The 13,529-nt window shown below is 66.4% G+C and carries 12 protein-coding genes and 1 pseudogene; 6 read left to right on the forward strand and 7 right to left on the reverse strand.

All coding sequences use genetic code 11. The annotated features are described in order from the left end of the window. Positions 1-2: 2 nt before the first annotated feature. The 7 genes and pseudogenes from MKCMC460_RS07860 to MKCMC460_RS07890 form a co-directional block, all read right to left on the reverse strand. Positions 3-773: a hypothetical protein gene (locus MKCMC460_RS07860; protein WP_238305502.1), complete on the reverse strand. Its 771-nt coding sequence runs from the start codon at positions 771-773 to the stop codon at positions 3-5. A gap of 210 nt (positions 774-983) precedes the next feature. Then, positions 984-1,448, reverse strand: coding sequence for an ESX secretion-associated protein EspG (locus MKCMC460_RS07865; protein WP_236981393.1), 465 nt, complete (start codon positions 1,446-1,448; stop codon positions 984-986). Position 1,449: 1 nt separating this feature from the next. After that, complete coding sequence (locus MKCMC460_RS07870) at positions 1,450-2,196, reverse strand: hypothetical protein (RefSeq protein WP_236981394.1); 747 nt, start codon at positions 2,194-2,196, stop codon at positions 1,450-1,452. Between the two features lie 23 nt (positions 2,197-2,219). Then, positions 2,220-2,765, reverse strand: a complete 546-nt coding sequence (locus tag MKCMC460_RS07875) for a hypothetical protein (protein WP_236981395.1) — start codon at positions 2,763-2,765, stop codon at positions 2,220-2,222. A 528-nt stretch (positions 2,766-3,293) separates the two neighbouring features. Continuing rightward, positions 3,294-3,680: pseudogene (locus tag MKCMC460_RS07880) on the reverse strand (hypothetical protein); the annotation flags it as partial. Positions 3,681-4,245: 565 nt separating this feature from the next. Next, the gene (locus tag MKCMC460_RS07885) at positions 4,246-4,566 is read right to left on the reverse strand and encodes a hypothetical protein (RefSeq protein ID WP_236981396.1); all 321 of its coding nucleotides are present in this window, start codon (positions 4,564-4,566) and stop codon (positions 4,246-4,248) included. A gap of 102 nt (positions 4,567-4,668) precedes the next feature. Continuing rightward, complete coding sequence (locus MKCMC460_RS07890) at positions 4,669-5,550, reverse strand: L,D-transpeptidase family protein (RefSeq protein ID WP_236981397.1); 882 nt, start codon at positions 5,548-5,550, stop codon at positions 4,669-4,671. 197 nt (positions 5,551-5,747) lie between these two features. Between MKCMC460_RS07890 and MKCMC460_RS07895 the strand changes: the two genes are divergently transcribed. From MKCMC460_RS07895 to mddA, 6 genes are all read left to right on the forward strand, one after another. After that, positions 5,748-6,380 carry a ComF family protein gene (locus MKCMC460_RS07895; protein WP_236983875.1) on the forward strand — a complete coding sequence of 211 codons (633 nt, stop codon included), beginning with the start codon at positions 5,748-5,750 and terminating at the stop codon, positions 6,378-6,380. 351 nt (positions 6,381-6,731) lie between these two features. Further along, on the forward strand, positions 6,732-7,355 hold the full coding sequence (hpf, locus tag MKCMC460_RS07900; protein WP_236983876.1) for a ribosome hibernation-promoting factor, HPF/YfiA family: 624 nt from the start codon (positions 6,732-6,734) through the stop codon (positions 7,353-7,355). A gap of 112 nt (positions 7,356-7,467) precedes the next feature. After that, positions 7,468-10,299, forward strand: coding sequence for a preprotein translocase subunit SecA (secA, locus tag MKCMC460_RS07905; protein WP_236981398.1), 2,832 nt, complete (start codon positions 7,468-7,470; stop codon positions 10,297-10,299). Between the two features lie 53 nt (positions 10,300-10,352). Beyond that, positions 10,353-11,102 carry a hypothetical protein gene (locus MKCMC460_RS07910; RefSeq protein ID WP_236981399.1) on the forward strand — a complete coding sequence of 250 codons (750 nt, stop codon included), beginning with the start codon at positions 10,353-10,355 and terminating at the stop codon, positions 11,100-11,102. Positions 11,103-11,124: 22 nt separating this feature from the next. Beyond that, complete coding sequence (locus MKCMC460_RS07915) at positions 11,125-12,690, forward strand: HD domain-containing phosphohydrolase (protein ID WP_236981400.1); 1,566 nt, start codon at positions 11,125-11,127, stop codon at positions 12,688-12,690. Between the two features lie 63 nt (positions 12,691-12,753). Then, positions 12,754-13,512: a methanethiol S-methyltransferase gene (gene mddA, locus MKCMC460_RS07920; protein ID WP_236981401.1), complete on the forward strand. Its 759-nt coding sequence runs from the start codon at positions 12,754-12,756 to the stop codon at positions 13,510-13,512. Positions 13,513-13,529 lie beyond the last annotated feature (17 nt).

Below are 13,529 nucleotides of genomic sequence, written 5' to 3' on the forward strand. Positions count from 1 at the left end.
GATCAAGTTGCGCGTTCGCGCAGAGCATGTTCGACCCGATCCATCTGCTGACTCGGATCGGTGTGGGCGCCTTCTTTCCAGGCCGTCAACGCGTTGAGCAGATTGACTGGTTCGACGGTGACCTGCGCTGCCTGCGGGCCGAGCCGGACGGTCTTGGTCGCGGCAGTGGCGCCCGCAGTGCGATAGGTAATCTCCACCTGGAAGCCGAAAGTCCTTGGTACTCGCCGGGGCTGGATCGTCTGGACATGGTCACGCCGGATCTCGGCCAGCCCGTGCGCATCCTTTCCGATGACGGCTGCCCGCACCCGCAGCGTCGTCGGGTTGATGTACAGGACGCATCGCCGCCACATTAGTAGGACGAAGAACATCGTCAAGGCCGCCCCGGCGAAGATGACCACGCCGCCAATCACGAATGGCGGGTTGTGGTCCGCGAATCCAGCGCCCAAGGATGCGGCCCCGAATGCTGGCAGCAGCAGGCCTGCGATATAGGTGACGCCCTCGTACAGGGGAGAATAGCGGCACACGATTTCGTCGCCCGACCGTGCGATCCGCGGCCGAAGTGGACGTCCCCGGCCACTGACGACGATGACAACGGCGACGCAGAAAACGGGTAGCCACTGATACCAGGGGGATCCGGCAAGGACTGCCGATAGTGCGAGCACGCCGACCCCCGCGCCGATGACGTAACGCAGAGCGCCGCCTAAGCGACGGTTGGCAGGGGCTTCGCTCACGTCCCCCTTCCCCGCCACGAAACTGCGCTCGCCGCTGGCCAAGGATACTCGTGGCGCACGGAACCGAATCTCTGTCCTTCATTGGGTCCACGTGGTTGACCGGTCGCGCAGGATTTGTTCGATGCGATCCATCAAAGCAACTCGCGCGTCCGGAACGGTGGTGACGGCCGCGGTTCGCGATGTCACCGGTTGCAAGACGGAGAAGTCCTCGTCGTAGTCGGCGGTGGGATTGATGCCGGTGGGTGTGGCGAATTAACCGACATACTTGGGCACGGATATTCGCAAATGGCCGCCAGGCCCGATCAGCGGCACCGAGTCGGCGACGGCCGACCCCAATTCGTACGGCGAGAGCTCATAGACGTTGACCACGTCCTCGTGCGGGCGCTGCACCGCGCAGAACCCCAACTGGTCGGCGCGCAACGCCGATATGCGAGTGTCGGGAATGTCTCCGGCCTCGGTGGCACGGTAGAGCACCCGGCACTCGACCCAGATGTCGGCGCGAGCGTAGGCCTGGGCCCACCGGCGGATGGCGCGCAGATCGTCATCGCCGATTCGATGCGAAAACATCTGCGGCTCTTGCGGATTGGCCGTATGGCGGCCGGGGCGCCCAGTTTCCGCGAACGGGTAGGGCAATCCGTCGAGACCCTCGGCATCGCAAATCTGAGCCAGATCGATCAGGTCGACGGCGCCGATGTGTTCGCGGTTCGCCCCTGCCATTTCACCCGTCGACCCGTGCGCGCCCGGTGGGCGCACCGCGCAGGGTTCGCTCGATCCGATCCATGAATTCCGCAGAATCGGCACCTTCGCCGCGGCTCCAGATCGTCAGGCCGTCGAGCAGATTCTCCGGTTCAACGCTGACCTGCGGGCCGATATCGATGGTCTTGGTAGTTTCGCCGACGCCGGCAATCCGGTAGGCAACCTCGACCTGGATGCCGTACCCATTTGTCACGCCTTTGGGCTCGATGGACTGGATATGTTCGCGGGGGATTTCGATCATGACACGCGCATCCGCACCCACACCGATGACAAAAGCGCGAACCCGCAATGTCGTTGGGGTAATGCAAAGAAAGCTTCGTTGCCACATCATTACCGCGCCGAACATCAGCAACATGGCCAGGGCTAGCAGAACAACGCCGCCCACTGTGAACGCGATATTGTGAGACGCGCGCCCCTCGGCAATGCCTCCGATCCCAAATCCCGGTAGCAGAACGCACCCGAAATATGCGTATCCCTCGTACACCGGAATGTACCTGCACACGATTTTCTCGCCGATTCGTTTGATCCCGGCCCGAATGATCAATCGACGGGGCCCGATCAAGAACAGGGCAGCTGTACAGGATAGGAGCAGACATTCGTACCAGGGGAATCCGGTCAGCGCACCCCACAACGTCAGCAGTAACAGCATTGCGCCGAAGAGGTAGAAGAACACTATCCCCCAGCGGCGTTTCCGCCCGATGCCCGACATTCGTGCCTCCTCAGGCATGGTCATCACTGCCCGCCGGAGGAGTGCGTTTGCACAATCACACCGGCGGGCGCGGCACCCGGGCGGACGGTCATCCAGAAAGCGTCGTGGTTTACCGCCGAGGTCAGTAGCGCCGTCACAGTCAATTGCGCGATCATTGTTTCCGGTCCGTATTTGATGATTCGGGATCGGGAGACACTTTCGATCGCGCCGAACTCATGAGCAGGGATCTGCAGGGCAAGCAGCCCATGAATGCCGATGCCGTCGTCGGCTGAAGCGACGTCGCGATGCTGTTCTTCACACCCCGGTACCGATTGCATCTGCTCGTCGGCGAGCATTGCGAACACCTCCTCCTCATCGAGGTCCGCGGCTGCAATGTGGGTGGTCAACACGGCGTTGGCGCAGAACGATCCGCCGGCTTTCTCGTCGGCGTGACACCACAACCGCAGACCGGGAGCGGAGCGCTCGGGTTCCCACCCCGCCGGCATACCTATTTCCACCACGAACCCGGGGAATTGGCCGACACCGGTCAAGGCGATACCGGAACGTTTCACATACTCGTCGAATTTCATTGTCGCCGCGTTCTAATCGAACAGGGAATGCCAGGCGTGGCCGATCAATTTCGATCCTCCCGTTGCAGCCAAGCCACCGACTACGGCTCCCGCCACCAGCCCGGCTGCGGTTCCTACGCCCGGGACCGGAATCAAGGTTCCGACCGCCGCACCCGTGGCCATATCCGCCAGCACCGCCGCGCCGATGCCGATGGCGGCGCCCCCCGCCTCGCGGGTTATCGCCTCCGGAATCGAGTTGTGATCCTCGCCGTTGACGTCGCCGATCGCGGCGGGTACCGCGAATGCTGCGGCAAGCAGCCCGTTGGCACGAGTGAAACCCCTGATCTCGAAATCACCGATCTTGGGGTTCTCGAACCACTTCAACATGCCGGGATCCGCCTTGCCCGGACCCGAGCCCGGGGAGGAGAGGAACGCCCGGCTCGCGGCATCGTTGGCAGCGGTTTTCACGGCCGTGGCAGACGTGAGCGCCCAGTCCGACCCCGAAAACGACCACGACGGCGCTTTGGATCGTTCCTCGCCACCCGGTTGCGACTTCAGCACCTGCTGGATGCTGCTGGGCAGTTGCGCGAACCCGCCGGTCATCATGTCCGCCCCCTCCTTGGCGCCGACGGTCAGCGGAGTCTTCGGGAAGCGGAGATTTCCGTTGTTCATCAGCTGCCACGAATTCGGGATCATCCGGCTTTGATCGCCGAGCTTCTTCTCGGTGGCGTTCAGCGCATCCTTGGACATGCCGTGCTCTTGGGCCTGTAACTGGCTCAACACCGACGCCTGCGCCGGGGTCAGCGGCACCTTCCCGGCCAGCTGATCCGGGGTGATCGAATCCAGAATGGCGTTGACCCGGGTAGCCGCGGATTGGTTGCCGGACAGCGCCGCCCGGACGTCGGCCTCGGCCTGATCCGGGGACTCGGCGATGTGGCCGCCGCTGAAATTGGCCGCCAGCCCCTGCTTGTCTTTATTGATCTGGTCGGCCACGGCCTGATCGGCGTCCCACCACTTTTGGGCCAGCGCCTTGATGTCACGCTCGTAGTTGTCGCGGTCCTGCGTTCGGACCGGATCGGGGGTGTCGCCGCTGTGCTGCCTGGTGTCGGTGACCGACAGATCGTCGTTGACGTGAAAGCCGTTGTTCTCCGCCTCGGTGATCTTGTTGCGGACCGCGTTGAGGTTGGGGATGACGGTGAAGTTGATGCCGTTGGCCGCGGTGTCGGACATGGCGTCGATCGCCTGGCACATGTGGTCGATCGCCGTGTAGTCGTTGCCGGCCATCGCGACCGCCGCGTCGCGGGTCGCGCCCGACCACGGCTGCCCACCCGGCAGGGTTACGGTCTGCCGGTAGGTGTCGGCCCGGCTGAGCAAGTCCTTGGCGTAGTTCTTCCAGGAGTTGACGATGCCCAGCACGGTCTGCGGATTGGCGTGGTCGATTTGCGTGCGGGTTACCAACGCGCCCTCCTCGCCATCGCGACGCCGCTGCCCGCCGCGGCGGTCACCGGCTCGGCGGAAGTAAGGAGCCGGCGGCGGTGATCGCCGTTGTCAACGTTTGATCGGACTCGGCGAACTTCGTCCTCGCCATGTCGATGAGGTCCCCGACTTCGGTGAACCGGTCCGCGATTATCCCCTGCACCGCAGGAATGGTTTGGCTGCTCACCGCTCGAGCCGCCACCAGCGACGGCGAATCAGCGCCCGGATCCGCGGTCGCGCTCATCTGCGGGGCCTGGGCAAGCGACCTCAGCGAGCTGCCCAATGCAGCCAACGCGGGCCGCGCCCGACCCAGCGCCTCGAGTTCCAATTCCAACGTCGTCGCCATTTGCCGCTCCCCTCGGTAGCTGACGCCGCATGTCAGGATACCGGTGGTTCGCCCAATTAATCCGCGTCGGTCGTCGGCGCCCCTTGTGCTGTCCGAACGGTTCTAGCTGGGCGGCCGGTTGGGGTTGAGCGTCGAGGGCTGGATGTCCACCTCTTTGTCGCTGCGGTCGACCGCGACTCCGGCCTGCACGATCACCGGGTCTCCGACGTGCACGGTGTCGAAGTACCACTCGGCGTCGGCGGGGCTCAGGCTGATGCAGCCGTGGCTGACGTTCTCCAGGCCCATAGATTGGACGGCCCAGGGCGCCGCGTGTACGAACAGCCCGTGGTCGGTGATGCGTACCGCATAGTCGACCGGTAGCCGGTAGCCGTCGGGGTCGTTGACCGGAATGCCGACCGAACTCGAGTCCATGATCACCGAGCGGTCTTTGGACAGCACGGTGTAGTTGCCGACCGGGGTGGGGAACTCCGGCCTGCCCATCGAGGCGGGCAGGATCCCCGACTCGCCCCAGTGCGGCCGGTGATGCGGCGCCGGCAGGGCGGGGGGCGGGGGACCGGCGGCGACGTCGTCGATGCTGACGGTAAAGGTGTGGTTGGCGACGTCGGCGACGCCGACGACCTTAGGGCCGGTCTTGAAGTCGGTGCGCAGGCCGCCCACCGACAGCGCCACCGTGCTGTGCGCGGGCCAGTAGCGGTCGGGCACCCATCGCACGACGTTGACGTCGAGCCACTCGAACCTGCCGGTCATCGCGGGCTCCGACGTGACCCGCAGGGTCCGTTCCACCGCTGTCCGATCGGCGACGGGACCGCGCAACGTCACCACCACCGGGTGCGCGACGCCCACCACCGCGCCGCGCGCGGGCAGCACCGAGGCGATCTCCGGGTAGGGCTGGTTCACCGCCATCAGCGTCAGATCGGCGCGCCCGGCGAACACCGTGGTGGCGATAGCGACCACCACGAGCAGAGACCTTATTGTCGCCCTCATCGCGCTTTCTCAACACCTCGGCTAGAAGATTTGCTCTGTCGCTGGTGATCGTAGGGTCGCCGCGACGCGTGAAAGTGAAAGCGCGCGTACGCATGTCGGTCAGGGTTTGGTCACAAGTGGGTCTCCGTCGCTGTGATGTCCGGCTGCGGGCAAGCGTCGATGTCACCGCCGCCGCCCACACTGTGGTCATGCCCGGTCTGCTCGATCTCGTGTTGCCGCTGCAGTGCGGCGGTTGTGGTGAGCCCGCGGTGCGCTGGTGCGACGCGTGCGCGCGGGAGTTGTCGGTGTCGCCCGGCGAACCGCTGGTGGTGAGCCCGCGGGTGGACCCCGGCGTTGCGGTGTTTGCGCTGGGCCGCTACCGCGGTGCCCGGCGGCAGGCGATCCTGGCGCTCAAGGAGCGTGGCCGCGGCGATCTGGTGGCGCCGCTGGCGTACGCGCTTGCGACCGCGGTGCACCGGCTGTTGTGTTGGGGCATGGTCGACCTCCCGTTGGCCCTGGTGCCGGCGCCGACGCGGCGCTCAGCGGCCCGGCGGCGCGGCGGCGATCCGGTCGCCCGGATCGCCAGGACGGCGGTGGCCGGCAATCCGGACATCGATGTCGCCGCGGTGCTGCGGATGCGTGCGCTGGTGCGGGACTCGGTGGGGTTGGACACCTCGGCTCGGGAACGCAATGTCGCCGGCCGGGTGCTGGTGCGCGGTCGCCCGCCGGTAAGCGAAGTGCTGGTCGTCGACGACGTCGTCACCACGGGCGCCACCGCCGCCGAATCGGTGCGGGTGCTGCAGGCGGCCGGGGTGAGGGTGGCCGCCGTGCTGGCCATCGCGGCGGCGTGAGACGTAGCCAACAATGAAGAACTCGGAAAGAGTCCGCGAATTGGGTGGCACGCGGAGGCGAACACGGGCTAACGTCGACACCAGATTCTCGACTTACGTTCGCGACATTGCCGAGTTGAGCAGGACCCGCGGTAGGAGGTGAGTATTCGACTTCTTGCTCCGGCGGGCAGCCTGCGGAGAACCCGTTCCTACCCCGTCGGCGCGTATTCAAATGCCGTACACGCAGGGTGCGTGTGAAATGACGAGAGAAACGAGTTGTCAAGAATGTCAAGGCTTTCCGTGGATTCCGAGCAGGTTCTTGAGCCGGCAGGAATTGAGAACGACGCCAGGACCGAAGCCCAGCCCGAGCCGATGGCCAACGCCGAGATCGTGTTCAAGGGCCGCAACGTCGAGATCCCCGACCATTTCCGCACCTACGTTTCACAGAAGCTCGCCCGCTGTGAGCGGTTCGACCGGACCATCTACCTGTTCGACGTCGAACTCGACCACGAGCGCAACCGGCGCCAGCGCAAGGCATGCCAACGCGTGGAGATCACCGCTCGCGGCCGCGGGCCGGTAGTACGCGGGGAGGCCTGCGCCGACAGCTTCTACGCCGCCCTGGAATCCGCCGTCGCCAAGCTGGAGAACCGCCTGCGCCGGGGCAAGGATCGCCGCAAGGTGCACTACGGCGACAAGACGCCCGTCTCGCTGGCCGAGGCCACCGCGGTGCTCCCGCCGTCGGAGAAGGCGTTCGACTCCGAGCCTGCCGAACCGCACGCGCACGACGGCGCCGAGGTGGAGAACAACGACCACGCGCCGGGACGGGTGGTGCGCACCAAGGAACACCCGGCCAAGCCGATGTCCGTCGACGACGCGCTCTACGAGATGGAACTCGTCGGCCACGACTTCTTCCTGTTCCTGGACAAGGAGACCGACCAGGCCTCGGTGGTGTATCGCCGGCACGCCTACGACTACGGGCTGATCAGGCTGGCGTGATGCGCTCGGCCTGACGATCGGCGGCGCGCAGCAGCCCGTCACCTACGATGGGGGTCGCTCGTAAAGAAGAAGACTCCTATCTACAGGGGAACATCCCGAAGGGGACAACACTGTGCTGTCCAGATTGCTGCGCCTCGGTGAAGGTCGCATGGTCAAGCGCCTCAAGAAGGTCGCTGACTATGTCAACACGTTGTCCGACGACGTCGAGAAGCTCACCGACGCCGAGCTGAGGGCCAAGACCGACGAGTTCAAGAAGCGTCTGGAAGAGGGCGAAGAGGAACTCGAGGACCTGCTGCCCGAGGCGTTCGCGGTGGCCCGCGAGGCGGCCTGGCGGGTGCTCGACCAGCGCCCGTTCGACGTCCAGGTGATGGGCGCGGCCGCGTTGCACCTGGGCAACGTCGCCGAGATGAAGACCGGTGAGGGCAAGACCCTGACCTGTGTGTTGCCGGCCTACCTCAACGCGCTGGCCGGCAAGGGCGTGCACGTCGTCACCGTCAACGACTACCTCGCCAAACGCGACAGCGAGTGGATGGGCCGGGTGCACCGTTTCCTGGGCCTGGAAGTCGGCGTGATCCTGGCGCAGATGACACCCGAAGAGCGGCGGGTCGCCTACAACGCCGACATCACCTACGGCACCAACAACGAGTTCGGCTTCGACTACCTGCGCGACAACATGGCCCACTCGCTGGACGACCTGGTGCAGCGCGGGCACAACTTCGCCATCGTCGACGAGGTCGACTCCATCCTGATCGACGAGGCCCGTACCCCGCTGATCATCTCCGGCCCGGCCGACGGCGCGTCCAACTGGTACACCGAGTTCGCCCGCATCGCGCCGCTGATGGAAAAGGACGTCCACTACGAGGTCGACCTGCGCAAACGCACCGTGGGTGTGCACGAGAAGGGCGTGGAGTTCGTCGAGGACCAGCTGGGCATCGACAACCTCTACGAGGCCGCCAATTCCCCGCTGGTCAGCTACCTGAACAACGCGCTGAAGGCCAAGGAGCTGTTCAACCGGGACAAGGACTACATCGTCCGCGACGGCGAGGTGCTCATCGTCGACGAGTTCACCGGCCGTGTGCTGATCGGCCGCCGCTACAACGAGGGCATGCACCAGGCCATCGAGGCCAAGGAGCACGTCGAGATCAAGGCCGAGAACCAGACGCTGGCCACCATTACGCTGCAGAACTACTTCCGCCTCTACGACAAGCTGGCCGGCATGACCGGTACCGCCCAGACCGAGGCGGCCGAGCTGCACGAGATCTACAAACTAGGCGTGGTTCCGATCCCGACCAACAAGCCGATGATCCGCACCGACCAGTCCGACCTGATCTACAAGACCGAAGAGGCCAAGTACATCGCGGTGGTCGACGACGTCGCCGAGCGCTACGAGAAGGGCCAGCCGGTCCTGATCGGCACCACCAGCGTGGAGCGCTCGGAGTACCTGTCGCGCCAGTTCCAGAAGCGGCGCATCCCGCACAACGTGCTCAACGCGAAATACCACGAGCAGGAGGCCGGCATCATCGCCGAGGCGGGCCGGCGTGGCGGCATCACGGTGGCCACCAACATGGCGGGCCGCGGCACCGACATCGTGCTGGGCGGCAACGTCGACTTCCTGACCGACAAGAGGTTGCGTGAGCGCGGCCTCGACCCCGTCGAGACGCCCGAGGAGTACGAGGCGGCCTGGCACGAAGAGCTGCCCAAGGTCAAAGAGGAGGCCGCCAAGGAGGCCAAGGAGGTTGTCGAGGCCGGCGGCCTCTACGTGCTGGGCACCGAACGTCACGAGTCGCGGCGCATCGACAACCAGTTGCGCGGCCGTTCCGGCCGTCAGGGTGACCCGGGGGAGTCGCGGTTCTACCTGTCGCTGGGCGACGAGCTGATGCGCCGGTTCAACGGGGCCGCGTTGGAGAGTCTGCTGACCCGGCTGAATCTGCCCGACGACGTGCCCATCGAAGCCAAGATGGTCACTCGGGCCATCAAGAGCGCGCAGACCCAGGTCGAGCAGCAGAACTTCGAGATGCGCAAGAACGTGCTCAAGTACGACGAGGTGATGAACCAGCAGCGCAAGGTGATCTACGCCGAGCGCCGCCGCATCCTGGAGGGCGAGAACCTCAAGGACCAGGCCACCGACATGATCCGTGACGTGATCACCGCCTACGTCAACGGCGCGACGGCGGAGGGCTACGCCGAGGACTGGGACCTCGATGCGCTGTGGACCGCGCTCAAGACGCTCTACCCGGTCGGCATCGACCACGAGACGCTGACCCACCCCGACGAAGAGTCCGAGCGCGACGACCTGACCCGCGAGGAGCTGCTCGAGGCGTTGCTCGAGGACGCCGAAAGAGCTTATGCCGCAAGGGAAGCCGAGCTGGAAGAGATCGCCGGCGAGGGTGCGATGCGCCAGCTCGAGCGTAACGTGCTGCTCAACGTCATCGACCGCAAGTGGCGCGAGCACCTCTACGAGATGGACTATCTCAAGGAGGGCATCGGGCTGCGCGCCATGGCTCAGCGCGACCCGCTGGTGGAGTACCAGCGCGAGGGTTACGACATGTTCATGGCCATGCTCGACGGAATGAAGGAGGAGTCGGTCGGCTTCCTGTTCAACGTCAGCGTGGAGGCCGTCCCGGCGCCGCAGGTCGAGGTGGCTCCGGTGGAAACCCCGGAGGGCCTGGCCGAGCTGGGTGGCGACACCGCCGAGCCCGAGCCCACGCCACCAGCCAAGGAACCGGTCAGCACCTTGCGCGCCAAGGGCATCGACGACAGCGAGGCGCCCGCCCTCACCTATTCCGGCCCGTCCGAGGACGGTTCGGCGCAGGTGCAGCGTAACGGCGGCGGCGCCAAGGCGCCGGCCGGGGCCGCGGCCGGCGGCAGCCGTCGGGAACGGCGGGCGGCAGCACGGCAGCAGGGTCGCGGCGCCAAGCCACCGAAGTCGGTGAAGAAGCGCTGATTTGAGGCAGCCGCCTCATGCGCGACACCACCTGAGGTAGGCAGCATTCCGGTATGACTCCTACCGGTATCACCCCCCTCGACGCCGCCACGGCGGTGCTGCAGAACCCGACGTTGCCCGCCGGAGATGACGAGCGTTTCGTCGGGTTCGGTGTGCTGGGCCTGCCGTTCGCCAGCGGTCATTACCTTGCGCTGCGGTACTTTCCGGCGACCAGTTTCGCGCCCCCGTACCGCTCGGTCTGGCACCGCGACCCCGACGGCGGCTGGACGTTCTACGCGACGACCCCGGGTCCGCAGAGTTGCGCCCGCTACTTCAGTTCGGTCACCCGGCACGACGCGGTGCAGTGTGGCATCGAGGTCGCCTGGGTGACTTCCTGGTCGCTGGCCGTCCGGATCGAGGAACTGCTGGAGTGGGAAATCGACTTGAGCGCAACACTATCCACGCGGGCACTGAGCACAGTCGGCACCAGGTTGCCGGCCGGCGCCTGGGCCAGCCGGGCGGTGCTGGGGCTGATCGGCCGACTCGCGCGGCCGGCACTGCGTGCCGGTCAGCTGCGGCTGGCCGGAACCGCGCCCAACGGGCAGCGGTTCACCCTGGCCCCGCGGCAGCTGTGGGTGGTTTCCCGGTCCCAGGCCAGCTGGCGGGGCGTGCACCTCGGCCCGGTCGGACCGCTGCCGCGCCAGCCGCGGCTGGCCGGGTTCCGGCCCCCGCAGCGGGGGGTGTTCGTGGTCGGTTCGGGACATTTCGAGAACTTCGACGCCGATCGCCATCATGCCGTACCGCGCACTGTCGCTATCCGTTGACCGGCCCGGGCACAATATGCCCATGACGTCGGTGCCCCACCACCTCCCGACGCGGGCCGAATTGCTGGCGGCACTGTCGGTGGCCATCGACCTGGGTTTGGGGCAGCCCGCCGAACACATGCTGCGCGCCGCCCTGATCGCCACCCGACTTGCCGAGCGGCTGGGCCTGAGTGCCGAACAGCGTGACTGCACGTACTACACCACGCTGATCATGTGGATCGGCTGTCACGCCGACTCCCACGAATACGCGCGCTGGTTCGGCGACGACATCGCCGTGCGGCACGACTCGTACCTCGTCGACTGGTCCGGGCTGCCGTATTGGCGGTTCCTGCTCGGAAACGTCGGCCGCGGGCAGCCGCTGCTGCAGCGATTGACGGTCATGGCAACGCTTTTCGCCGACGCGCGGGGCCGGTTGTCGGAGTTGATCCATTCGCACTGCATGTCGGCTGCGCTGCTGGCCGACCGAATCGGCTTGGGCCCCAACGTGCAAGCCGCGCTCGGGTTCGCTTTCGAGCGCTACGACGGCGGCGGTCTGCCCACCGGCGCCCGCGGCGAGCAGATCCCGATCCAGGTGCGGGTCGCCCAGATCGCAGAGATGGCCGAGGTGCATCACCGCACCTTCGGGGTGGACGGGGCGGTGGCGATGGTGCTCGCCCGCCGCGGCGGCCAGTTCGATCCGGCGGTGGCCGATGTGTTGGTGCGCGACGCCCGCGTGATACTGGCCGGTCCGGCGATCGGGGATGTCTGGGAGGCCGCGCTTGCGGCCGCCCCCGATCATCACCAGCGCGTGGACGAGCAGACCCTGGACACGTTGCTGGCGGCACTGGGCGACTTCGTCGATCTGAAATGTCCTTTCACCCTTGGTCATTCACGCGCGGTGGCGCGGCTGGCCGGTGCGGCGGCGCAGGTTGCCGGGCTCGACGACGACGCCGTGACGCTGACCCGCCGCGCGGGGCACGTCCATGACCTGGGCCGCATCGGGGTGTCCAACCAGATCTGGTCGCGGCCGGGCTCGTTGGGCGCCGGCGAGTTCGAGCGGGTGCGGCTGCACCCGTACTTCACGGTGCGGATCCTCGACCGGGTTCCCGGTCTGCGCCGGCTCGCGGAGGTGGCCGGCAACCACCACGAATGCGTGGACGGATCGGGCTACCCGCGCGGTCTTCAAGGGGCCGCCCTCGGGCTGCCGGACCGCATCCTTGCCGCGGCCGTCAGCTACCAATCCGGTTGTGAGCCAAGGCCATACCGGGACGCGCTGGCCGCTGATGGCGCCGCCCGGCGACTCCGTGACCGGGTTCGGGCGGGCGAACTGGATGCCGCGGCGGTCGACGCTGTGCTGCACGCGGCCGGTCATCGCGCAGCCGGGCCGAACCCGAGAGCTAACGCCCGTCCCGGCGGGCTGACGCCGCGCGAGGTCGAGGTGCTGTGTCTGGTGGCCCGCGGGGCGTCGAACAAGGAGATCGCGGCGGCGCTGGTGATCAGCGAGAAGACCGCCCGCAATCACGTGGAGCGCACGTACGCCAAGATCGGGGTGTCGAACCGGATCGGCGCCAGCATGTACGCGCTGCGGCATGGCCTGGTGAGTGCGTAGTACGGCCGGATTTGAGGCATCCGCCCCATGTTCTGCGGTCTTTCCGGGTCGCACAATTGGCTGATGAAACGCTATCTGACAATCATTTACGGCATCGGGAGCTACCTGGTGTTCGTGGTCGCTTTCCTCTATGCCGTCGGCTTCGTCGGCGCAATCCTGGTGCCCCGCAACGTCGATCACGGTATCGAAGCTCCGCTGTGGCAGGCTTTCGCGGTCAACCTGGCGCTGCTGGGTGTATTCGGCGTGCAGCACAGCGTGATGGCCCGGCCGGCCTTCAAACGCTGGTGGACCCGGTTCGTGCCGCCCCAGATCGAGCGCAGCACCTATGTGTTGCTGTCCAGCGCGGCGCTGATCCTGCTGTACTGGCAGTGGCGCACGATGCCGGCGCTGATCTGGGACATTCGGGTGCCCGCCGGCCGCGTGGTGGTGTGGGCGCTGTTCTGGCTGGGCTGGGCCATGGTGTTCGCGTCGACGTTCATGATCAACCACTTCGACCTGTTCGGATTACGCCAGGTGTATCTGGCCTGGCGCGGGAAACCTAATCCGGAGTTGGGCTTTCGCACACACCTGTTGTACCGGCTGGTTCGCCACCCGATCATGCTCGGCTTCCTGATCGCGTTCTGGGCGGCACCGACGATGACCGAGGGGCGACTGCTGTTCGCGCTGGGCACCACCGGCTACATCCTGGTGGCGCTGCGGTTCGAAGAGCGTGACCTGACGGCGTCGCTGGGTGGGCAGTACCGCGAGTACCGGCGTCGGGTGCCGATGCTGATCCCGCTGCCGCGGCGCCGACCGGTCGTCAAAATGGTTGGCCAGCAATAATTCTCGATGCTTCGCCC

Source organism: Mycobacterium sp. 20KCMC460 (assembly GCF_022179425.1).
Lineage (GTDB): Bacteria > Actinomycetota > Actinomycetes > Mycobacteriales > Mycobacteriaceae > Mycobacterium > Mycobacterium kiyosense.